Genomic DNA, 20,471 nt, shown 5'->3' on the forward strand with positions numbered 1-20,471 from the left:
GCTTTTGACATGAAAAATTGTTTTGGAAAAATATTATAACTACAAAAGATATATTTAAATTTGGTGTCAAAATGGTTCAGGAGACAAAAGAACAGCTGGAACTTGAAGCCGAAATCAAAGAGCAGGCCCAAAAATTCTTGAAATACCTTAACTCAACACTCCCTGAAAGCATGGAATTGGAGTATGAAGGTTTTTACAGAAGAGGCTTCTTTGTAAGCAAAAAGAGATACGCTGTGATTGAAGACGGAGAAATCATAGCAAAAGGCCTCGAGTTAGTCAGAAGGGACTGGGCACCCATTGTAAAACAGACACAGGAAGCCGTTCTGATGGCAATTCTAAAGGAGGGAGACTCCAACAAGGCCATCAGCGAAGTCAAAAAGGTAATGAAAAAACTAAGAAACGGCGATGTCGACAAAAAGGATCTCATCATCCACACCCAAATAACCAAGCCACTGAACCAGTACAAGCAGGTCGGACCCCATGTCATTGCCGCCCAGAAAATTGAGGAACATGGAATCAAGGTAACACGCGGAACCATCATCCAGTACATTATCACTAAAGGAAAAGGATCCATAAGCCAGAGGGCAGTGCCATATGAGTACAGCGAGGGATATGACTATGACAAAGACTACTACATCAACAACCAGCTAATTCCCGCCGTTGAGAGAATCATGTATTCATTCGGATATACCAGAAAGGATTTGCAGGACATGGCAGTCGGTGAAGTTCAGCAAAGTTTGGATGCATTTTTCTAAAAATATTTATATTTTTAAAATAATAATTTTAAACATATGATTAAAAATGATGATGACCGTGTTGTATTTTTTGATGTAGATGGTACATTGCTTGACACATCTGATTTTGCAGAAACTGCAAGAAAAGCGGCAATAGGATTAATGGTAGATAATGGGCTTCCTCTTGATAAGGATGAAGCATACGGCGTTTTGAAGACAATTATCCGTGAAAAGGGATCCAATTATGGAAAACATTTCAATGTATTGACCCAGGTCGTTTTGGGCCATGAGGACCCTATGCTTGTGGCGCTCGGAATGATTACATACCACAACGTTAAGATGGCACTTTTAAGGCCATTTCCAGAAACAATTGACACATTAATCTATCTTAAAAGCCAGGGATATCGTTTAGCAGTAATATCCAATGGAATAACCATCAAACAATGGGAAAAGCTTGTAAGGCTCAACATCCATTCATTTTTCGATGAAGTCATTACCTCCGAAGAGGTTGGTAAAAACAAGCCAAACAGACTTATTTATGATGTGGCGCTTAGAAAAATGAAAGGAAATCCTGAAAAGTCATTGATGATAGGTAACAAATTTAAGGAAGATGCATTAGGTGCAGTCAATGCTGGAATGGGCGCAGTTCTTGTAAATTCCGACATTACCGAAGATGACAGAGATTACATCAAAAGGGAAAAATTAGATATCACTGTTGTTGATGACATTGGTGATGTAAAGACAATTTTATAATCGCCAAATATTAAAATTCCAATTCCAAGGTCACAGGACAGTGATCTGAACCATAGATGTCAGCTAGAATTTCAGCTGATTTTACATTATTTTTTATTTCTTCATTTACATAAAAGTAGTCCAGTCTCCAGCCGGCATTCCTTTCGCGTGCACGGGTTCTGTAACTCCACCAGGTAAAGTTGTTTTCGCCCTCATCAAACATTCTGAAAGTATCAATAAAACCTGCCTTTTCAAGTTCATCCAGCCATGCTCGCTCTTCGGGCAGATAACCTGATTTTCCCTCACAGTTTTTAGGATTGTAGACATCAATCGGATTGTGGGCAATATTGTAATCACCTGTGATGACCAGATTTTTGCCTTCCTCCTTAAGCTCAACAAGTTGTTTGAGCAATGCATTGCAGAAATCAACCTTAAAATCAAGTCTTTTGGCATTCATTCCACTGTTCGGGAAGTAGATGTTATATAAGATGAAGTCAGGATATTCGATTTTCAAGACTCTGCCTTCGCTGTCGAGCTCTTCAACACCCAAACCTCTTGTAACGCTTACCGGTTCGATTCTGGAGTATGTTCCAACACCGCTGTAGCCTTTCTTTTCGGCCTCATTGAAGTGCTGGTGAAATCCGTCAACATCCGCCAATTTCTTTGGAATCTTATCTTCTGTTGCCCTTACTTCCTGAAAGTTGATAATGTCAGCATCAGTTGCATCAAACCAGTCCCAAAATTCATCCTTTTTGGAGACTGCCCTAATTCCATTCACATTCCAAGAAACCAGCTTTATTGACACTATAATTCAACTCCATTGACTGTAGGAACTTCACGAAGCCATTTGATGTCACTTTTATAAAGCATACGAATGTCTTCCACATCATATCTAATCATTGCAAGCCTTTCAATACCCAAACCGAATGCAAGAGCAGGTTTGTCAATGCCTAATGGCCTTAATACTTCAGGCCTCATCATTCCGGCACCTCCAAGCTCAATCCAACTTTCCTTTTCCTCGAGATAGATTTCAGTTTCGGTTGACAAGTATGTGTAAGGGAAGTATGCCGGCCTGAACCTTACTTCAAAACCTAACTTCTTATAGAATTCCTTTAATGTTCCTAAAAGGTTTTGATAGCTGATTCCTTCATCACATACGAGTCCTTCAACTTGGTGGAACTCAGGCAAATGCTTGTAATCGAAAGTTTCTCTTCTGAATACCCTTCCAACGGAAAACATCTTGATTGGAGGTTCATGTTCAAAGAGGTGTTTTGTGGATATTCCGGTTGTGTGGGTTCTTAAAACGCTTTGGCGTGCAATGTCCTCACTCCAGTCATATTGCCAACCGATGGAACCTGTATCAGCACCGTTTTCATGGGTTTCTGCTGTGAGCTTTACCAAATCCATATCAGGCAAGTCACAGGTCAAAGGATTTTTGAGATAGAATGTGTCCTGCATTTCACGGGCGGCATGGTCCTGCGGCTGGAAGAGTGAGTCAAAGTTCCAGAATGCTGATTCGACAAAATGCCCGTTGTCTTCTGAAAAGCCCATGTTCAAAAAGATTTCTCTGATTTCATCAATGATTATTCTTAGAGGGTGTTTTTTGCCTGCAAATATTACAGGCGCTTCGGCATTGATGTCATACGGACGGTATTCCAGGCTTTTCCATTTCCCATCCTTCAGCTGTTCGTGGGTAAGCTGGGTGGCCTGTTCCTTTATTTCAAATCCGACTTTAAGAATTTCTTCACCTTTAGGCAGGAGTTTAAAAGAGTGTGAGGTTTCCTTTTTAATGCTTAAAATGTTTTTTCTGCCTGTCAGCTTTTTAAAGCCGTCCATCAAATCATCAGTGAAAAGTTTAACTCCATCCGCATTGGCCTTAAGATAATCAAGCACCCTTTCGTCAACACCTGATTTATCTACAAAATCCTTACCGATATCTGTGATGTTGATTATGCCCTTATCGATTTGAGCCCAGTTCTTTTGACGCAGCCATCCAAGAGCAATTCCTGTTTCCTTTTTGTCAATGCCCGCTTCGTCAGCCAAATCCTTCATGGCGATTTCTTTTTTCTGTGCCAATACATCAAGAATCTTACGTTCAGGAAGCCCATGCTCTGCATACTCACGTCCGTCTTCAGTTAGGGAGTATGTTTTCTCGACATCCTTGTGCACTTCGATTATGTCCTTGGATGCAAGGGATCCTGCCGCACTCATAACGGACTTGATGTCCATTCCAGTGTTTGAAGCGATTTCATCCGGAGTGGCCTTCGGATTAGCTTCAAGTTCTTTTAGAAGTTTCTTTTCATAAATATGTAATTCGCTTATGGTTTTTTTAATATCCTCACTCATTTAAACACCATACTTTAAGATTAATAATATAATAATATATGTGTTAAGTAATTTATAAAGGTAGTGCAAAATACATTATTTCAATACTTTTTTCATGATGAAAAACATTATTTTTGAAAATAATTTCTTTAATGGATTCAATTTAACTTCCGGCGCAAAATCATGATTGACCAAACCATTTTCATGCCAAAATTTTGCATCTGCAGCTATGGGTTCTGAAGACACTGCCATTGCTTTCCAAACATCATAAAATATGATATCACTAAATTTGGGGGAGTGCAGTTTGCCTGATTCGACATCATTTGCAAATTTCTTAGAGATTTTATCGATGTCTTTTGTTTCAAGCGAATCCTTTCCCCCGCATGCCATTGCAATTTTATAGACCTTGTTTACACCCCAATGCCTCAATGTCTCGTCAATGTATCCAGCAACTTTTTTATGACCTGCACCCGCAGTGGAGACTACCACCAATGCCTTTTTGGTGAAAAACTCAGGCCTGTGATAAAAATAAGCGGTATGGTCAAATAAGTTTTTAAGAAGGGCTGTCACATTCATCGCATAAACCGGACTTGCAATTATGATTCCGTCCGCATCCATCATCCTGTCAACAATCGGCTTGATTTTATCCCTGTGGGGACATTCTTCTTCACTTTCCATAATGCACTTAAAACAACCGTTGCATAATGGAATCTTTTCCTTCATCAGATGGATTTCCTCAAATTCCCCTTTCAAATTCATCTTTGCCTGCTCGACCATTTTCCAGGTGTTTTTACGTCTTGGTGATCCGTTGATAATAACATATTTCATAATCATAACTCCTTAAGCTGGCCATCCAATACCAGTTTTTCCCTATATTCAAATTTCCCGTCAAATTCATTCACTTCATTTTCATCCACATCAAACACGTCGGGATTGTGGAATATCCCCTGTTCATCCCTGATTTTTTCCTCATCAAAGACATTAATCATGAAAAAGGGGTTTTCCTCATTCAGGTCAGTTCCGTCAAGATAGATGCAATATTTTGATGCGCTCACAAAGCCGAACCTTGAGTAATAGTTTTCATCTCCCACAACAAGAATGAATGAAACATTGTCCTTTTGGGCAATATCCAATGTATAATTGATCAATTTTGAGCCCAGTCCCTGATTCTGGCAATCTTTGCCGATTGCAATCGGACCCAAAATGACTGCAGGGACAGTTTCATTTTCATAGACTATTTTGCCCTTCGAATAATTGATGCTTCCTATGATTTTACCGCCATCCTCAATGACATATGCCAATTTGCTTACAAAGCTTTCATCATTTCTTAAGTTATGAACGATGAAATGCTCATATGCTCCCGGCCGATATACATTCCAGAATGAATCCCTTACAAGCTTTTCGACTTCAATGTAATCATCTTCATTTTCAAGCCTTATTTTCATCAAATCCCTCCATTTTAACCGAATCAAAGATCATCCTTGCATGATTTTCAGTTTTTATCATGAAATCCCTGAGAAACTTCTCATCATCTTCAGGATAATTGATGATGAAATGCTCATACAAAAGAAACATTCCATAATAAAAGAATGATTCTGAAAGCTGTCTTGTGTCACAGCCCTTTTCAATCAGGCCTTTCGTCTTCATCAAGTCAAACAGGACAATCCATCCCTCAACCGGAGCATCTATGATTGATTTTTTGAGGAAATTCCTCACCTCATCATTGTGATATGACTCAATGAAAAGCAGCCTTGTTATCTTCATCATCCTCTCTTCCTCAAGCTTTGAGAGGAATGCCTCACAGCCTGCCCTGTAAAAAAAGTCAAATCCCCTGTCCAGGTTAAGGCTTGCCTGGTCCAATGGTATTTCATCACTTGTCATTTCCTCAACATAATACTCCAAAATCCTATTCAATATTGCCTGTTTACTTGAATAGTGATTGTAAATTGAGCTTTCCTTTATTCCAACTTCACGGGCAATCTGGCGTACCGATACGCCATCATATCCATATTTTGAGAATAAATCTATTGAAACCTGAAAGATTTTTTCCTTATTGTTCATGATATCAAAACTAACACTTGTTAGTCAATATTATGTTCCAATAATATATAAAATTATTCCCTAAGAGATTCTTTACATTGTCACCAGTACCTCTTTGAATCATCCCCAATAGCATAGAACATTCTTATGAATCTTAGGAATTATTAAAACCACAGAAAATCGTTTTAAAATAATCTATCCCCATGAAAAAAATAAGAACATGGATTTATATATCATTATTGAGATAGATGATTATAGAAACATCACAGTTATAACCGCATATGCCTTTGACAGAAGAAGAGAAAGAGATATGGAGAGATAATATGATTCAAAATAACTCATATGAAGTTGAATACCTGTATGATAAAACATCTGACATACTTGGAATTAAAGTAACTCGAGATTTCATATATTCTGAAACAATAGAACTTGATGAAGGATTGCTACTTGATTTTGATGAAAATAATATACCAACAGCTCTTGAAATACATGATGCATCCAAAAGATTAAATGTTCCGAAAAATAGTTTGAATGAATTACTCTTTTTTCATATGAAGGTCATTGTCGATGCAAAATCAATTAATATTAATGCAATCTTTGGAATTTTAGTTCATGAAAAAGAAAACCAACAAGAATTAGAATCATTCACCAGCAATAACTACAACATTCCAAATATAGAAGCAAATCTGGTTACAGCATAGAATTCAAAAAATAATTTAAAAAAGAGAATAAACAAGGAAAAATATAATAATCCTTGTAACTATTCAAAATTTGATTTCAAATAGCTGACAAAAATTGAAGCAGCAGTCAAATCAGCAGTGGTTCCAGGATTATACTTGTTTTTAAACAGATAATCATCAAATTCCCTGAGCCTGTCCTTAAAGTCAGGTTCATCTTTGATGTTAAGCAAATCCCTTGTCATCAGTGAGATTTTCATGGCCTCATCTGAACCGTATTTTCTTGAAATCAGAGTGTCGGGAACATGTGAGAGTATTGTCAGAAATGTCAGGACACAGGCATCGTTTTGGGATTTGGACTGCCTAAGCTCATGATATTTTGGATAGCCTATTTCAAAAACGGCAGGCATGTCACCGGTCATTTCACGTGCAAGCATGTCCCATGGAGCGGAAATTTTCAAAACGTCATACATTGTCTGACCATTTTCCCTTAATTCGTTTTTGGCATTGTCGCTTGCAACGTCATACTCGTCCTGGTCTCCCATTCCCCCTGCATCGGCAATATTGATTGCATCGTACAAGTCACATGCATCGTCAACTGAAGTGTTTCCCATCACCAGCTTAATGTTTTCTCTTATATCATCAAAGGAATCACTTATTGCGGCTGCAACTGCAATAGGGGTTGTCATCATGACTATTCCCAGATTGGTGTTGTTTTTAATCCATCTGTCTGTTTCGGCCACAGCCTGCAGGATGTATTTTCCCAATTGGGGGTTTTCAACATCAACATCTGTGCATGCTTCACGGATGGTGTCTCCAATTACGATTCCGCTTATGACAAAGTCCTCGAATTCCATGTCATCAAAGTCACGGGTCCTGTGGACATTTCCAGGCTTCGGATATCCGCTCACTTCAAGCGCTGATGCGATTTGCGCCATTTTTGCAATTTCTTCCGGTTTCATTCTATCACATCATTCAAAAGTAAATATGGTGCAAAATTAGTGATTATCAGGTCTGCTCCAGCCCTTTTGATTGAAAGTAATGCTTCGGTTATTGCCCTTTCAGTCAAAAATCCTTTCTCAATGGCAGCCATGAGCATTGAATATTCTCCGCTTACGTTATATGCAACCAGAGGCAGCATGAACTCGTCCCTGACCATTCTAACGACATCAAGGTATGGAAGTGCAGGTTTTACCATCAGAAAGTCACATCCTTCAATCACATCAAGCTCGCATTCCCTTATAGCTTCAATAGCATTGGCGGGATCCATCTGATAGGACTTTCTGTCACCGGCATGCGGTGATGAGCAGGCCGCAACACGGAAAGGCTCATAGAATGCGGAAGCGTATTTTGCCGAATATGACATTATCATTACATTGTAAAATCCGTTTTCATCCAATGTTTCACGGATTGCCTTTACCCTGCCGTCCATCATATCTGAAGGCGCAACGATATCTGCACCCGCTTCGGCATGTGACAGTGCAACCTTGGCAATGATCGGGAGGGATTCGTCATTCAGTATTTCGATTCCGTCGTCTGTATCGTCATTTTCGACAATCATTCCGCAATGGCCGTGTGAGGTGTACTGGCAAAGGCAAACGTCAGTGATGACAACGAGATCAGTTTCCTTTTTAAGCCTTCTTACTGCCTTTTGAACGATTCCTGTTGCTGAATAGTCAGGTGTTGCTATTTCATCCTTGGTGTCTTCCTTCGGTATTCCAAATACAATGATTGACTTCAATCCTTTCGCTTCCAGTTGCTTTGCGAATTCAACTCCGCTGTCCAAAGAGTATCTGAACTCTCCCGGAAGTGAAGAAATCTCTTCCTTTTCATCGCCCTTGAGTTCCTCTTTAAAATAAATCGGATAAATCAGGTCATCCTTTTCAAGTTTTGTTTCACGAACTATATTTCTAATCTTGGCATTCTTTCTGAGTCTTCTCATTCTTGTAGTTGGAAATTCCATAATAATCACTTAATTGTTAATTTTTGATTTGGCAATATTTAAAATTTTAACTTGATTATAAATATTTAAAGATACAAAGATTATCTTAATTGTTTAGATGGAGAAAAATAATGTCAAATTCAATCGGAGAAAAATTTCAAATAACAACATTCGGTTCAAGTCACGGCGTTGCAGTAGGTGCCATTGTCGATGGATGTCCTGCAAACCTTGAATTAAGTGCCGAAGACATACAAAAAGAACTGAATAAAAGAAAACCTGGAACAAGCAGCGTAACCACTCCAAGAAAAGAGGATGATGAAGTCCAGATTCTTTCAGGCATCTTTGAAGGAAAAACCGACGGAACACCAATCTGCGGAGTTGTCTTCAACAAAAACCAAAAATCCAAAGATTATTCCCTGTTCAAAAACACTCCACGTCCATCCCACGGCGATTTCGGATGGATGATGAAATACGGCCATTACGACTACAACGGAGGAGGCCGTGGAAGCGGAAGGGTTACCATCGGCCATGTTATCGGCGGAGCAATAGCCAAAAAGCTTTTACAAACACAAAATATTGAAATTATCTCCCATGTCATTCAAATCGGTGACATCAAGGCTTCAAAGCAGGATTTTGACACAATTAAGGAAAATATCGATAAGAATCCCGTTCGCTGTGCAGACCTTGAGGCCGCAGGCGAAATGGAAGAGCTGATTTTAGCCAAAAAACAGGAAGGAGATTCCGTTGGAGGAATCGTTGAAACCATTGCAGTCAATGTTCCTGCAGGGCTTGGCGAACCTGTATTTGAAAGGCTTGACGGAGACCTTGCAAGAATACTGATGAACATCGGTGCCGTCAAGGGCGTTGAAATCGGCCTCGGATTTGACGTGGCAACCCATACCGGCTCTGAAATAAACGACGAATACCAGATTAACGGCAATAAAATAACAACAAAAACCAACAATTCAGGAGGAATCATCGGAGGCATGAGCAATGGAATGCCTATAGTATCCAGAATTGCAGTAAAGCCTACTCCATCCATTTCCAAATGTCAGGACTCCATCGACCTGGAAACAATGGAAAACAAAAAAATAGAAATTAAAGGACGTCATGATCCCTGCATCTGCCCTAGAGTGACAGCAGTGGCCGAATCCAGCACTGCAATTGTAATTGCAGACCATATGATTCGTTCAGGATTCATACATCCAACTAATCTAGAAAAATAACCTCATTTTCTTCTTACCATCGACAGCTCATCAAACTCCTTGTGTTTGAAGGCCAACTGGTAGGAATTTTTCCTTTCATTTTCATACAACGTATGACTGGTGCTGTGAACTGATGACTGGACATCCTTAAGGGATATAAGCCTGAATCTCTTCGGATTGTTGTAGTTCACATTGAATGACAAACCATCATAAGCGGCAATTGTTTTGACGCCTGTCTTTTTGGAAACCTTCTTAGCCTCGGTTACAGGATTTGCTGAAATCATCTTAAGGCCCAAATGTGTCATTACTGCAACCTGAGGTTGGACTTCCTCAATCAAATCGATGAAATTGCGTGTGCACATATGTCCATTGATTGAGCGGTTTCCGGGCCTCAGCACACTGGCTATTAAGATGTCTGCACCCTTATGCTCATCTGCCAAGCCTTCAAAATAGGCGGTGTCTGAAGTGTATGACACCTTAAACCCTCTATAATCCAGCTGGAATCCGACACCTGTAGGATCGCCGTGGGAAGTCTTTGTGCCCTTGATACTGACATTGTTCATTTGGCCATACTCGCCGGGACTCAAAACAATCTTTTCCGGCTTTGACTGATGGTAGGATGAAATGCACGGCCCCCACTGTTCATATCCGTTCAGGACGCTTTCACTGCCTACAACGGTTCCGAGGTTTTTGGTCATTCCCCTTGTCATGGCCTCGATTAGAATTTCAGCATCATTATAATGGTCAGTGTGCGAATGGGTAACGATGACTCCGCTGAGATTGCGGGGATCGAATCCGAATTGGTATGTTCTTATAAGCGCACCTGGACCCGGGTCGATGTGGTAATTTTTCCCACCGAGGTTATCAATTCTGAAACCCCCAGTCATTCTTCTTTGGCTAATGGCGGAAAATCTTCCTCCTCCACTGCCCAAAAATGTTATCTTCATTTAAACCACGCTTACAATGAGCATAAAATTATATCACACTTGAGTGAAGACTTATCTTTTTTAAGGCATAAATCCTCATTTTCAATGATAACCTTATCTCCTATTTTCACATTGTCGCTTTCTGTAAACATCAAAACGTTTTGGCCAGGAGCAGCCTTTTGTTTCCAATTTCCGTCAACCGCCTGGGTTTTATCATTCAACTGAACAAAGAGCATGTTTCCGTCAATGTTGACAACCTTGCCTATTTCACCATCATTGATTATTTTATTGGCCATTTCTATGTCAAGATTTTGCTGGACCAATTTTTCGGTTAATTCCTGCCTGAATTTGGTCAGCACCTTTATATCATGGTCAATTGTTATGTTAAGGTGTTTTTGGGCACTTGCCTTGTCAAATTTAGGCTGCTGTATCAGCACATCAATATTTTTCCCGACAGTCGGTGTTTTGGAGGCGACATCCTCCAGAATAGCCTGGAAAATTTCCCCCATATACCTTAAGCTTTGGGAGGCTTTCCATGTCCTTTTGATTGATGTTTCAGCCATGCGTTTAGCATATTCATTTCCAAAGATGATGACTCCACTGTCTCCAGCCTTACGGGATTCCGTATCTGAGCCCAATAATTCGACAATCTGATATCCGTTGGTGGTTCCGTAAATACGTCTTCTTCTTGTTTCAAAAGTTCCTTTGGTACTTACTTCTCCGCGAATAGTATTGCCGACAATCTTGAGTTTGCTGGCATCGTCAGTAATTTTGATTGAAATGCCGAGTTCCTTTGCTCTCGCCAGAAAGTCGTCATCATTATCTATTTTTCCACTATATAATTCGTCCTCTAATGTTTTCAAATTTTGTTTATCACCGAAATATCCTATCTTTCTTTTATCACTCGCCATTACACATCCTTTTTTTCCAACATAAGCAATAATTAAGCTCATAATATCTCCTAATTTGATATTTTATTAAATTATTAAAATATCAATAATTTATTATTCATATATATTTTTAGTTATCATGTATTATAAATGTTAAGAGAATCCGAAAAAAAATAATTTCTAATAGTTAATTTAACATGAATTTAAAGCTTAAACTAACTTTTGATTGACTAAACAATATATTTAAATAATAATATAACAAGAAATATAATTATATTAAATGTTAATTATTTAACACGATAATTAATATTAAAATATAAAAAAACAGGAGAAAAACTTATGATAGACCTCAATAAGATGTTTAAACCTGAATCTGTGGCGGTTATTGGAGCTTCCAATACCCCTGGAAAAGTAGGATATATCATTGTTGACAATCTTATCAACGATGGATTTGAAGGTGAGATATATCCTGTGAACCCAAAAGGTGGAGAAATCCTCGGAAAGCAAGCTTACGCAAATATTAAAGACGTGCCTGGAAAGGTTGACTTAGTAATCATTACAATCCCTTCCCCATTTGTAAACACAGCAGTTAAGGAATGTGGTGAAGTCGGCATTGAAAATATGGTGGTTATTACTGCCGGTTTCAAGGAAGTTGGTGGAGAAGGTGTCAAACTAGAAGCGGAATTAACTGCTCTCGGTAAAGAATACGGCATAAACATTATCGGACCGAACAGTTTAGGAATTACCGATTCCCACACCCCATTAAACGGATCATTTTCACAAATGATGCCACCGACCGGAAATATGGCATTCATCTCCCAAAGTGGAGCCATGATGGTGGCTATCATCGATTGGAGCGTAACATCAGGAATTGGATTCAGTAAAGTTATAAGTTTAGGAAACAAGGCAGGAGTAAGTGAAATCGAATTGCTTCAATACCTGGCTGAAGATGACGAAACCAATGTTATCATATGTTATCTTGAATCAATTTCCGATGACGACGACTTTGTAAGAACCATGAGAGAAACCGCTCACAAAAAGCCTATTATAGTGCTTAAATCAGGTTCAAGTTCTGCAGGTGCAGCAGCTGCATCTTCCCACACCGGGGCATTGGCAGGAAGTGACTTGGCATTCGATACAGCATTCCACCAATCAGGAATCATGCGTGTGGAAACCATGGCCGAACTGTTCGACTTAGGATTAGCATTTTCAAAAGCCCCTCTTCCAAAAGGAGATAGAGTGGCTATCATTACCAATGCAGGTGGTGGAGGAGTGCTTACTGTTGACGCAATGGAAAAAGCAGGTTTGCAACTCGTTGAATTTGATGAGGAAACCACCGCAAAATTACAGGAATGCGTAACTGATGAAGGAAGTGCCAAAAACCCTATTGACGTATTGGGAGACGCACCAGTAATCAGATACAAGGAATCCTTAGAATTGGTATTAGGTTACGAAGATGTAGACAGCCTTATTGTTATGGTCTGTCCTACCGCATCAGCTGACCCTGACGGAATTGCAGAAGCAATCATCGAAGAGAAAAAGAAATTCGACAAGCCTGTCATCGTCGTTAACATGGGAGGACCAACATTTGTCGATGCAAACGACGCCTTAAGGGACAACGGAATACCAACTTACGTATTCCCTGAAACTGCAGTGAAAGCTGTGGAAGCAATGGTCAAGTTTGCAAAATTGGAAGACCGCAAATACGACGACGTGATTGACAATATATCCGATGTTGACAAAGACGCAGTAAAAGCAATATTCGAAAAAGTCAAAGCTGACGGCAGAGACACACTTCTGGGTAGTGAAGCATATGCAGTGGCTGAAGCTTACGGAATTTCAGCAGCACCGATCAAATTATCCACAAGCGCTGATGAAGCGGCAGAACTTGCCGAAGAGATGGAATTCCCTGTTGTACTTAAAATCGCATCAGACAAAATTTTACACAAATCCGATATCGGCGGTGTAAAAGTAGGAATCAGCTCAGCAGAAGAGGCAAAAGCAACCTATGAGGAAATCATTGCAAACGCCAAAGCAGCACATCCTGACATCGTGCCTGACGGTGTTGAAGTGCAAAAAATGATGGATTCCGGTGAGGAAGTCATTGTAGGTATGATTCGTGACAAGCAATTCGGTCCTATGATTGCATTCGGTATGGGCGGAATCTATGTCAACCTTATTGAAGACGTATCATTCAACCTTGCAAAAGGCATGAGCTCACAGGAAATCGAAGAGCAAATCGCATCAACCAAAGTATCCAAATTGCTTGAAGGATACCGTGGAGAAGCACCTTGCGATGTTGAAGAAGTCAAAGAAGCCATTAAAAGAGTGGCCAGATTAACCTTAGACTTCCCAGAAATATCAGAGCTTGACATAAACCCAATCTTCGTTTACGAAGAAGGTTCATCCGCTTTAGATATTAAAATCAAATTATAATTTCTCATATGAGAAATTAACTCTTTTTTTCTTTTTATTCTATATCACTGTGATTAATATGTATGGTGAAATTGATTTAGAAAGCTATACAATTTCAATTATAAGATTAAACACCGCTTTTCAGAAATTGGAAAATTCGGATCCCATTCATGAAATTAAAGCATTGCTTGAAGAGAGTCTGGAGGATTTGGAAAAATTATACAAGGACACTGTGGATGACCTCAACAACGATGAAGTCAACATCAATGAGTATTACATGTTTTTCCAGAACGGAAGGCAGACTTTCCCACAGTACATTGAAGCATTGGGAAGCATTGAAAACAGCGAGCTTCAGGAAGTTGTCAATTCACTTTTAAATGTATTTACCAATCTCAACAAAATTGCCGACGGATTTTCAGGAGGAAATATTGATGAGATATGATTTAGCCAAACTTGGAATTGAAAAAGACTTGCAGTATGAATGCATTACAACAACACTAAGCAGAGACGGAGTGAAAAATGCAGGTGCATTCTCATTCATCTATCTGGGTGATGACAGGGTCCACTGCCACATCTTTGAGGGATCAAAAACATTGAAAAACATCCTAGATACCAATGAATATGTAGTCAACATTACACAGGACCCGTTGGTTTTCACATATGCCACACTAGATTGCCTGGGCGATGAATATTACACAACAGATTCAGACATTGCCATCATTAAAGACACCCAGGCTTACATTATTGTTGATGTTGAAAACATCAAAATCAGGACTCCGGAAAACTTCCCGATAAAAGGGGACAGCAGCATCTACTTCATTGACGGAAAGATCCGCGAAGTTGTTGTTAACGATGAGACAGCACAAGCATACAACCGTGGAATGAGCGGACTTATCGAGGGGCTGGTCAACTTTGGAAGATATAAAATCGTTGATGATGCCAAAAGAAAAGAGTATATGGACAGATTGATTGAAAATCAGCGCGTCATTGAAAAGGTTTCAGACGAAAAGACAAAAAAGGCCATGGCAGACCTGAGAGCCGAATACGAAAAGAATTAACCGTCACTTAAAAAAAAGAAAAATAAAGCATAGTTGAGTTAACTATGCTTCCCAGTATAAATCTTCATGGGAAATTGTTTTGTTTAAAATACCTAAACCAACTTCTGCTTGTTGGAAAGCGTCCACATCAGTTTTGTAAGCATCATCTAATCCTGAGATGAATGGGAAACTTTCTAAGGATTTAGCTTCTGCATCCTCATTAGCAACAATGTCTTTAGGTAATAATTTAACTACTTCACCGGTTTTACCATCTTTAATGTTTTTGTTAATGAAATCGGTTGCTTCCTTGTGGATTGCAACAATGTCCTTTGTAGTGTTTTCGTGGTTTTTGATGAAGTCATCAGATGCAACTACAACACAGCATGGGTGGTTAGGCATGATTTCAGATGAATTAGCCAATACATCAATGTTAGCATCAGATTCTCCAAGACTTACGTAAGGTTGGAAAGTGATTGCTGCAGGAAGGTTGCCTGTTTTTAACGCATCGTTAATTGATGGCACTTTCATTGCAGATTCATTGATGTCATTTAAAGACATTCCATTTGCTTTCAGGTATGCTGAGAGCAATACATGCTGAATGGATGCTTCACCAGGAGTTGCAACAGTTTTACCCGCTAAATCATGAGCATTATTAATATTGGCATTTTTAGATACAACAATTCCACTACCTTCAATTTGAGCAGCAGAAATAACTTTTACAGGAACGCCGGATGAAACTGAGGATAATACAGGAGCAATTCCCACATAACCTACGTCAACATCCCCACTAGCCATGGCAGTCATTAAATCTCCACCGTTGTTAAATTGAACAAGTTCGGTGTTGATTCCTTTATTTTTATACAAACCTTGAGCGTCTGCTACAAACAATGCAGCATCGTGGTCTGAAGGTAAATAACCTATTTTTACAGTGTTTCCAGAGTCTCCTCCTCCTAAAAAGTCGAAGAGTCCTGCACTAGCTGAACCCATTACAAGAAATACTGCAAGTGCTAACACTAAAACAAATGTAATTTTCTTATTCATAATTTTTCTCCAATAATTAATTTAAATTAATTAACAATTATTACTTTTTCAAGTATATTATAAATAACTTACTTCTTAAATTTATTAACAATTGTTATATTTGAATCCCCAAAATTAGTATATAAACTAAAATATTTAAATTTTGTGTAAAAAAAAGATTATAGGCAGTTGATTAACTACCTTCCCAAAAAATTTTATCCTCGGAAATAGGCTTTTTCAAGATGCCCAAATCAACTTCCAGCTTCATAAAGTCCATTACATCCTTTTTGTAGGTATCGTTCAAACCGGATATGAATGGTAAACTGGACATTGACATTCTTTCGGCTCCGCCATCACCAAGAAGATCCCTAGGCAACAGTTTTACGGATTCATTGGTATTATTGTTAATGAAATCTGTTGCATTCCTATGGATTTCCAAAATCTTTGCAGTTTCATTAGGATGCTCATTTATAAACTTGTCTGAAGCAGCTACAACACAGCAAGGATGGTCAGGCAGAATATCATGAGAATCGACCAATACTTTCGCTCCATTTCTCTTGGCAATTGACACATAGGGCTCACAAGTAATCATGCCCTCAATTTTTCCTGTCCTGAGTGCGTCATTCATTGAAGGAATCTTCATCACTGTAACCTTCAAATCATTGATTGATGTTCCATTCTTCTTGAGGCAGTAAGAAAGAAGCATATGCTGAATTGAAGACTCACCTGGTGTTGCAATCCTTTTTCCTGCAAGGTCCTTAACGGAATTGACCCCCACATCTTTTGCAACCACTACTGCTGATCCTTCAGTCTGTGCAGCGGAAATCACCTTAACCGGAGCCCCATTTTCAATGGAAGACAAAACAGGCGCAATTCCAACAAAACCTATATCAACATCTCCGCTGGCCATGGCAGCCATCAGGTCCCCTTCACTGTAAAATTGAACCAATTTGGTCTTTATTCCATTTTCCTGAAATTTACCCTGAGAATCAGCAACAAACAATGCAGCATTATGGTCTGACGGCATATATCCGATTGTCATATCTTCACCAGAACCTCCCCAAAGGAAAAATGCACCTACTGCAACAACTGCGATTGCAACTATAACTGCGATAATCCTATTGTCCATTTAATCACCAATATTAGATATATATGAAAAAATATTTAAGTTTTGATTGTGGAACACCCACATTTTTGCAAAACATGAAACATTACACAAAATTTAAATATAAATTAAAACTAACTTAATTTAGGAAAAAATAACTATTGTTATATTTTCCTGACACAAAAAATACAAAAATTGTATTAAATCTCAAAAACTAAAAATAGTAATTGAGGAAAAATTAGCTCAATGGGGATAAAATGAAATTAGAAGATAAAATAAACATCGTTGAAGATATCCTAAAAGATAAAAAAGTAGCTATCGGATTTTCCGGCGGTGCAGATTCAACTTTAATGACCTATTTATCTTCAAGGGTTGCAGCTGACACTTTAGCCGTTACAATCGACAATCACCTGCTTCCTACAGGATTTGTCGAAAATGTCAGAAAAGCATGCGAAAGATTTGGAGTAAGGCATGAAGTCATCGAAATAGACTTTTATGAAAATGAGGATTTTTTAGAAAACTCCCCAAAAAGATGTTTCACATGCAGGGACCTGATGTATTCGACTATTGAAAAGGTAGCCCATGAAAACGGATTTGATTTTATCTGTGACGGAAACAACATCAGTGATTTGGTAGTTGACAGGCCAGGCATTTTAATTACCTACAAAAAAGATTTTAATACACCATTTATTAAATCCAAATTATCTTCGGCCGAAATTCATGAATATCTGGACAAAAACAACATTCCATATTCAAGGTCAACCACATGTCTTGCAACACGAATCCCCACAAATACAAAAACCACAAAAGAGAAAATCGACAGGATTGGCTTTTGTGAAGACTACATTTCAGATAACACCAACTGCAAAATAGTGAAAGTGAGAGATTTGGAAGAACTTGGTATTATTGAAGTGGACAACATTGATGAAATTTTATCTGATGATAAATTTAAACAGATCAATGATGCATTAAAATCACAAGGTTTTAAGAAAGTTGCTTTAAATTTATCGCAAATTGATGATAATGAATACATTGCCATCGACTATGATGAAGGTTCCTATTCATATCAGCTTCCATTCACAATAAACCTTGAGGATACAAAAAAACAAATAGAAAACATAATTTCTTATGATGAAGAAAAGATAGAACTAGACAAGACAACCATTTTTGAAAATGGATTGATTGAAGGTCATGATTTCGAAGATTATGACATTGCACTTGATGCATTTATGGACACATTACAACAGTTAAGAAGAAATATATAGGTGAAAAATATGCCAACAAGATACATTGGAGACGGATACTGGGAAATTGCTTCCCGTCAAATGAGTATAGTTACAAGAAGCGAACAGGAAAGGTTCAAAGATGCCAAAATCACAGTCATCGGCTGCGGCGGAATCGGAGGAGAAACCATCGAAATGCTTGCCAGAATGGGCATTGGAGAACTTATACTGGTTGATAAGGACGCTTACGATTTATCAAACCTTAACAGACAGACTTTAGCAACAATCAATGATTTGGGACTTGTAAAAAGTGAAGTTGCAGCAGAAAAGGTCAGATTAATCAACCCGTACGTCAAGACAACCACATTCAATGAACACATCGACCAGACAAACATCGACAAGGTCATTGCCGATTCAGATATTGTAATTGACGCTCTCGACAACGTGCTGACCAGAGTAATCGTATCCAGAAAGGCAAAAGAAAAGGGCATTCCGTATATTCACGGTGCAATTCACGGAACCATGGGCCAGATTACCGTATTTTTGCCTAACAGCGACAAAACTTATGAGGAAATGTTTAACCTGCCTTCAATTGACAAAGAATTGGACGACGAAACAATTGAAGCTTTAAAAAATGTTACTTCAGGTGTTCCACCAGTAATCGGACCTACACCAAACCTTATAGGTTGTCTTGAAGCATTTGAAGCCTATAAAATAATAACAGGAGTCGGCAAAGTTACCGTGGCTCCAAAAATACTGACATTTGACCTGATGGATTTAGGTTCATTTACAGAAGTTGAACTTTAAACCTATTCATCCTTTAGGGCAAGAGAGAAATATTTCCTGAATTCGGGAGAATTGCTCTCTTCTAATTTTTTTATCTTAACAACGCTTGTTTTTTTGTTATTGATTGCCAGATTCATGTGGGCATTGATGTATCCCTCTTTTCTGATCAGTTCCAGAAGCCTTTTCCCGTATGTCAAATCAGGATTCAGCACACGGTCATGCATCAGCTTCAATGTATCGAATTCGTCAAAGCCCAGAACCTCACACATTCCATACATCTCATTGATTATTTCATATGCCCATTGCTTAATGGTTATTTCCTTGCCGTCCCTCACCAGTCTCATTGTATCGTCATATGCCTTTTCGGCAACGCGTTCCTCATTGATGAAAGCCTCGCTTTGCCAGCATTCAAAATCGGACTCGCTTTTAACAAGCATATAAATCAGGAACAGCTGCAGGAATTTCATGTCATGCTCGACAAGGCCGCAGTTATAGAACGGATTGATGTCAAGAGTCCTCACTTCAATATATTTAATCCCGTCATTTTTCAAGGAAGTCAATAAATCTGAAGGGTCTTTTGGCTTCAGCCTGATTTGTGTGTAAAGCTCCTTGGCCTGGGACAGATCTCCCCTTTCTATAAATGAATTGACATCATCGGCAAAATCCTCAACACTGGTATATCTAGGATAGAGCCTTTTGAGGTTTTTATATCCGCAGGAGGAATTTCTAAGGGACGGTCCCCTTGTAGAATAATGATTTCCGTATGCGTCCACCTCATCCATCAGGTGAATGCACTCCTTGGAAAACGATTCGTGAGACCCGATTGAACATCCCGTCAGATAAATTATCAGCCAGCAGTGCCTGAGGTAGTTTCTGGTAATTTTCAGGTAAATCTCATTTTTAAAATCCTGATAATCCAAATCAAAATCAGTTATTTCATATAGTTTTTTGATGAAATCCTCTGTAAATGAAAAATTGAAATGCACTCCTGAAATCATCTGCTTTTTAACGCCATATTTACTTGCAAGGTTTTCCCTGTACTTTTGAGAGCTTTGTCCTTCATCGGAATATTGTGCTATCGGAATCTGATTGTCATACGGCAGTATTGCTGGAAGAGACTGGAACCACAGGTACTCATCGTCATTAAGAGAGAAATTGACAATGTCCGCCAGAAGGGAAAAGGTGCTGAAGGCCTCCTCGATTGTGCTGTAGGTTGGAGTAATTATTTCAATTTGGCTTTCTGAAAAATCAGTGGTAACGACAGGATTCTTTAATTTGTCTCCGAAAACTTCAGGGTGTGGGCTTAAAGCTAACTTACCATCGCTTTTAACTCTTAAAGCCTCCCATTCAATACCAAATAAACCAGCCAAAATTTCATCACTTGGAATTTTTGTTAATGTAATCAATTCCATTT

21 protein-coding genes are annotated in these 20,471 nt (G+C 38.8%); 9 read left to right on the top strand and 12 right to left on the bottom strand.

The window, feature by feature from the left end; translation table 11 throughout:
- Positions 1-71 precede the first annotated feature (71 nt).
- Positions 72-755 carry a DNA polymerase domain-containing protein gene (locus QZ138_RS01560; RefSeq protein WP_292885355.1) on the top strand — a complete coding sequence of 228 codons (684 nt, stop codon included), beginning with the start codon at positions 72-74 and terminating at the stop codon, positions 753-755.
- 36 nt (positions 756-791) lie between these two features.
- Positions 792-1,487: a TIGR02253 family HAD-type hydrolase gene (locus QZ138_RS01565; RefSeq protein ID WP_292603773.1), complete on the top strand. Its 696-nt coding sequence runs from the start codon at positions 792-794 to the stop codon at positions 1,485-1,487.
- A gap of 10 nt (positions 1,488-1,497) precedes the next feature.
- On the opposite strand, the gene QZ138_RS01570 is transcribed toward QZ138_RS01565, so the two are convergent.
- From QZ138_RS01570 to QZ138_RS01590, 5 genes are all read right to left on the bottom strand, one after another.
- On the bottom strand, positions 1,498-2,271 hold the full coding sequence (locus QZ138_RS01570) for an exodeoxyribonuclease III (protein ID WP_292885357.1): 774 nt from the start codon (positions 2,269-2,271) through the stop codon (positions 1,498-1,500).
- Positions 2,271-3,812 (bottom strand): phenylalanine--tRNA ligase subunit alpha, encoded by a 1,542-nt coding sequence (locus QZ138_RS01575; RefSeq protein WP_292885362.1) that lies wholly within the window; start codon positions 3,810-3,812, stop codon positions 2,271-2,273. Before QZ138_RS01575 ends, QZ138_RS01570 begins: the two co-directional genes overlap by 1 nt.
- A 75-nt stretch (positions 3,813-3,887) precedes the next feature.
- The gene (locus QZ138_RS01580; RefSeq protein ID WP_292885365.1) at positions 3,888-4,619 is read right to left on the bottom strand and encodes a flavodoxin family protein; all 732 of its coding nucleotides are present in this window, start codon (positions 4,617-4,619) and stop codon (positions 3,888-3,890) included.
- 2 nt (positions 4,620-4,621) lie between these two features.
- Positions 4,622-5,236, bottom strand: coding sequence for a GNAT family N-acetyltransferase (locus QZ138_RS01585; protein ID WP_292885368.1), 615 nt, complete (start codon positions 5,234-5,236; stop codon positions 4,622-4,624).
- Positions 5,220-5,852 carry a TetR/AcrR family transcriptional regulator gene (locus QZ138_RS01590; protein ID WP_292885371.1) on the bottom strand — a complete coding sequence of 211 codons (633 nt, stop codon included), beginning with the start codon at positions 5,850-5,852 and terminating at the stop codon, positions 5,220-5,222. Before QZ138_RS01590 ends, QZ138_RS01585 begins: the two co-directional genes overlap by 17 nt.
- Before the next feature lie 260 nt (positions 5,853-6,112).
- Between QZ138_RS01590 and QZ138_RS01595 the strand changes: the two genes are divergently transcribed.
- On the top strand, positions 6,113-6,532 hold the full coding sequence (locus QZ138_RS01595; protein WP_292885374.1) for a DUF2283 domain-containing protein: 420 nt from the start codon (positions 6,113-6,115) through the stop codon (positions 6,530-6,532).
- 59 nt (positions 6,533-6,591) lie between these two features.
- Here the strand turns inward: QZ138_RS01595 and QZ138_RS01600 are convergent, their stop codons facing one another.
- Positions 6,592-7,470 carry a triphosphoribosyl-dephospho-CoA synthase gene (locus QZ138_RS01600; RefSeq protein ID WP_292885376.1) on the bottom strand — a complete coding sequence of 293 codons (879 nt, stop codon included), beginning with the start codon at positions 7,468-7,470 and terminating at the stop codon, positions 6,592-6,594.
- Positions 7,467-8,471, bottom strand: coding sequence for a porphobilinogen synthase (gene hemB / locus QZ138_RS01605; protein ID WP_292603787.1), 1,005 nt, complete (start codon positions 8,469-8,471; stop codon positions 7,467-7,469). Before hemB ends, QZ138_RS01600 begins: the two co-directional genes overlap by 4 nt.
- 110 nt (positions 8,472-8,581) lie before the next feature.
- Between hemB and aroC the strand changes: the two genes are divergently transcribed.
- On the top strand, positions 8,582-9,676 hold the full coding sequence (gene aroC / locus QZ138_RS01610; RefSeq protein WP_292885379.1) for a chorismate synthase: 1,095 nt from the start codon (positions 8,582-8,584) through the stop codon (positions 9,674-9,676).
- A gap of 2 nt (positions 9,677-9,678) precedes the next feature.
- Here the strand turns inward: aroC and QZ138_RS01615 are convergent, their stop codons facing one another.
- Together QZ138_RS01615 and QZ138_RS01620 are read right to left on the bottom strand one after the other, a co-directional pair.
- Positions 9,679-10,602 carry an MBL fold metallo-hydrolase gene (locus QZ138_RS01615; RefSeq protein WP_292885382.1) on the bottom strand — a complete coding sequence of 308 codons (924 nt, stop codon included), beginning with the start codon at positions 10,600-10,602 and terminating at the stop codon, positions 9,679-9,681.
- Positions 10,603-10,613: 11 nt separating this feature from the next.
- Positions 10,614-11,534 carry a DUF2121 domain-containing protein gene (locus QZ138_RS01620; RefSeq protein WP_292885385.1) on the bottom strand — a complete coding sequence of 307 codons (921 nt, stop codon included), beginning with the start codon at positions 11,532-11,534 and terminating at the stop codon, positions 10,614-10,616.
- Between the two features lie 276 nt (positions 11,535-11,810).
- Here QZ138_RS01620 and QZ138_RS01625 point away from each other — a divergent pair, with 276 nt between their 5' ends.
- The 3 genes from QZ138_RS01625 to QZ138_RS01635 are packed head-to-tail and all read left to right on the top strand — an operon-like array spanning position 11,811 to position 14,944.
- Complete coding sequence (locus QZ138_RS01625; protein ID WP_292885388.1) at positions 11,811-13,907, top strand: acetate--CoA ligase family protein; 2,097 nt, start codon at positions 11,811-11,813, stop codon at positions 13,905-13,907.
- Positions 13,908-13,965: 58 nt separating this feature from the next.
- Positions 13,966-14,328 (top strand): hypothetical protein, encoded by a 363-nt coding sequence (locus tag QZ138_RS01630; protein WP_292885391.1) that lies wholly within the window; start codon positions 13,966-13,968, stop codon positions 14,326-14,328.
- Positions 14,318-14,944, top strand: coding sequence for a DUF447 domain-containing protein (locus tag QZ138_RS01635; RefSeq protein ID WP_292885394.1), 627 nt, complete (start codon positions 14,318-14,320; stop codon positions 14,942-14,944). The genes QZ138_RS01630 and QZ138_RS01635 overlap by 11 nt, the downstream gene beginning before the upstream one ends.
- Positions 14,945-14,986: 42 nt before the next feature.
- Here the strand turns inward: QZ138_RS01635 and QZ138_RS01640 are convergent, their stop codons facing one another.
- Complete coding sequence (locus tag QZ138_RS01640; RefSeq protein WP_292885397.1) at positions 14,987-15,964, bottom strand: ABC transporter substrate-binding protein; 978 nt, start codon at positions 15,962-15,964, stop codon at positions 14,987-14,989.
- Between the two features lie 172 nt (positions 15,965-16,136).
- Complete coding sequence (locus QZ138_RS01645; protein ID WP_292885400.1) at positions 16,137-17,072, bottom strand: ABC transporter substrate-binding protein; 936 nt, start codon at positions 17,070-17,072, stop codon at positions 16,137-16,139.
- Positions 17,073-17,305: 233 nt separating this feature from the next.
- Here QZ138_RS01645 and QZ138_RS01650 point away from each other — a divergent pair, with 233 nt between their 5' ends.
- Both QZ138_RS01650 and QZ138_RS01655 read left to right on the top strand, forming a co-directional pair.
- The gene (locus QZ138_RS01650) at positions 17,306-18,313 is read left to right on the top strand and encodes an ATP-binding protein (RefSeq protein ID WP_292885403.1); all 1,008 of its coding nucleotides are present in this window, start codon (positions 17,306-17,308) and stop codon (positions 18,311-18,313) included.
- A 9-nt stretch (positions 18,314-18,322) separates the two neighbouring features.
- Positions 18,323-19,078, top strand: coding sequence for a HesA/MoeB/ThiF family protein (locus QZ138_RS01655; RefSeq protein WP_292885406.1), 756 nt, complete (start codon positions 18,323-18,325; stop codon positions 19,076-19,078).
- Between the two features lie 2 nt (positions 19,079-19,080).
- On the opposite strand, the gene QZ138_RS01660 is transcribed toward QZ138_RS01655, so the two are convergent.
- Entirely contained in the window at positions 19,081-20,469 is a 1,389-nt protein-coding gene (locus tag QZ138_RS01660) for a glutamate--cysteine ligase (protein WP_292885409.1), read from the bottom strand.
- Between the last annotated feature and the right edge of the window lie 2 nt (positions 20,470-20,471).

Source organism: Methanobrevibacter sp. UBA212 (genome assembly GCF_905233225.1).
Classification (GTDB): Archaea; Methanobacteriota; Methanobacteria; order Methanobacteriales; family Methanobacteriaceae; genus Methanocatella.

What these genes read in the sequence shown, in the direction of transcription:
- QZ138_RS01660 (WP_292885409.1), bottom strand. Translation starts at nt 20,469, where the DNA reads ATGGAATTGATTACATTAACAAAAATTCCAAGTGATGAAATTTTGGCT.
- QZ138_RS01565 (WP_292603773.1), top strand. Translation starts at nt 792, where the DNA reads ATGATTAAAAATGATGATGACCGTGTTGTATTTTTTGATGTAGATGGT.
- QZ138_RS01655 (WP_292885406.1), top strand. Translation starts at nt 18,323, where the DNA reads ATGCCAACAAGATACATTGGAGACGGATACTGGGAAATTGCTTCCCGT.
- QZ138_RS01595 (WP_292885374.1), top strand. Translation starts at nt 6,113, where the DNA reads ATGCCTTTGACAGAAGAAGAGAAAGAGATATGGAGAGATAATATGATT.
- QZ138_RS01580 (WP_292885365.1), bottom strand. Translation starts at nt 4,619, where the DNA reads ATGAAATATGTTATTATCAACGGATCACCAAGACGTAAAAACACCTGG.
- QZ138_RS01615 (WP_292885382.1), bottom strand. Translation starts at nt 10,602, where the DNA reads ATGAAGATAACATTTTTGGGCAGTGGAGGAGGAAGATTTTCCGCCATT.
- QZ138_RS01620 (WP_292885385.1), bottom strand. Translation starts at nt 11,534, where the DNA reads ATGAGCTTAATTATTGCTTATGTTGGAAAAAAAGGATGTGTAATGGCG.
- QZ138_RS01575 (WP_292885362.1), bottom strand. Translation starts at nt 3,812, where the DNA reads ATGAGTGAGGATATTAAAAAAACCATAAGCGAATTACATATTTATGAA.
- QZ138_RS01640 (WP_292885397.1), bottom strand. Translation starts at nt 15,964, where the DNA reads ATGAATAAGAAAATTACATTTGTTTTAGTGTTAGCACTTGCAGTATTT.
- QZ138_RS01625 (WP_292885388.1), top strand. Translation starts at nt 11,811, where the DNA reads ATGATAGACCTCAATAAGATGTTTAAACCTGAATCTGTGGCGGTTATT.
- QZ138_RS01600 (WP_292885376.1), bottom strand. Translation starts at nt 7,470, where the DNA reads ATGAAACCGGAAGAAATTGCAAAAATGGCGCAAATCGCATCAGCGCTT.
- QZ138_RS01645 (WP_292885400.1), bottom strand. Translation starts at nt 17,072, where the DNA reads ATGGACAATAGGATTATCGCAGTTATAGTTGCAATCGCAGTTGTTGCA.
- QZ138_RS01585 (WP_292885368.1), bottom strand. Translation starts at nt 5,236, where the DNA reads ATGAAAATAAGGCTTGAAAATGAAGATGATTACATTGAAGTCGAAAAG.
- QZ138_RS01560 (WP_292885355.1), top strand. Translation starts at nt 72, where the DNA reads ATGGTTCAGGAGACAAAAGAACAGCTGGAACTTGAAGCCGAAATCAAA.
- QZ138_RS01590 (WP_292885371.1), bottom strand. Translation starts at nt 5,852, where the DNA reads ATGAACAATAAGGAAAAAATCTTTCAGGTTTCAATAGATTTATTCTCA.
- hemB (WP_292603787.1), bottom strand. Translation starts at nt 8,471, where the DNA reads ATGGAATTTCCAACTACAAGAATGAGAAGACTCAGAAAGAATGCCAAG.
- QZ138_RS01650 (WP_292885403.1), top strand. Translation starts at nt 17,306, where the DNA reads ATGAAATTAGAAGATAAAATAAACATCGTTGAAGATATCCTAAAAGAT.
- aroC (WP_292885379.1), top strand. Translation starts at nt 8,582, where the DNA reads ATGTCAAATTCAATCGGAGAAAAATTTCAAATAACAACATTCGGTTCA.
- QZ138_RS01630 (WP_292885391.1), top strand. Translation starts at nt 13,966, where the DNA reads ATGTATGGTGAAATTGATTTAGAAAGCTATACAATTTCAATTATAAGA.
- QZ138_RS01635 (WP_292885394.1), top strand. Translation starts at nt 14,318, where the DNA reads ATGAGATATGATTTAGCCAAACTTGGAATTGAAAAAGACTTGCAGTAT.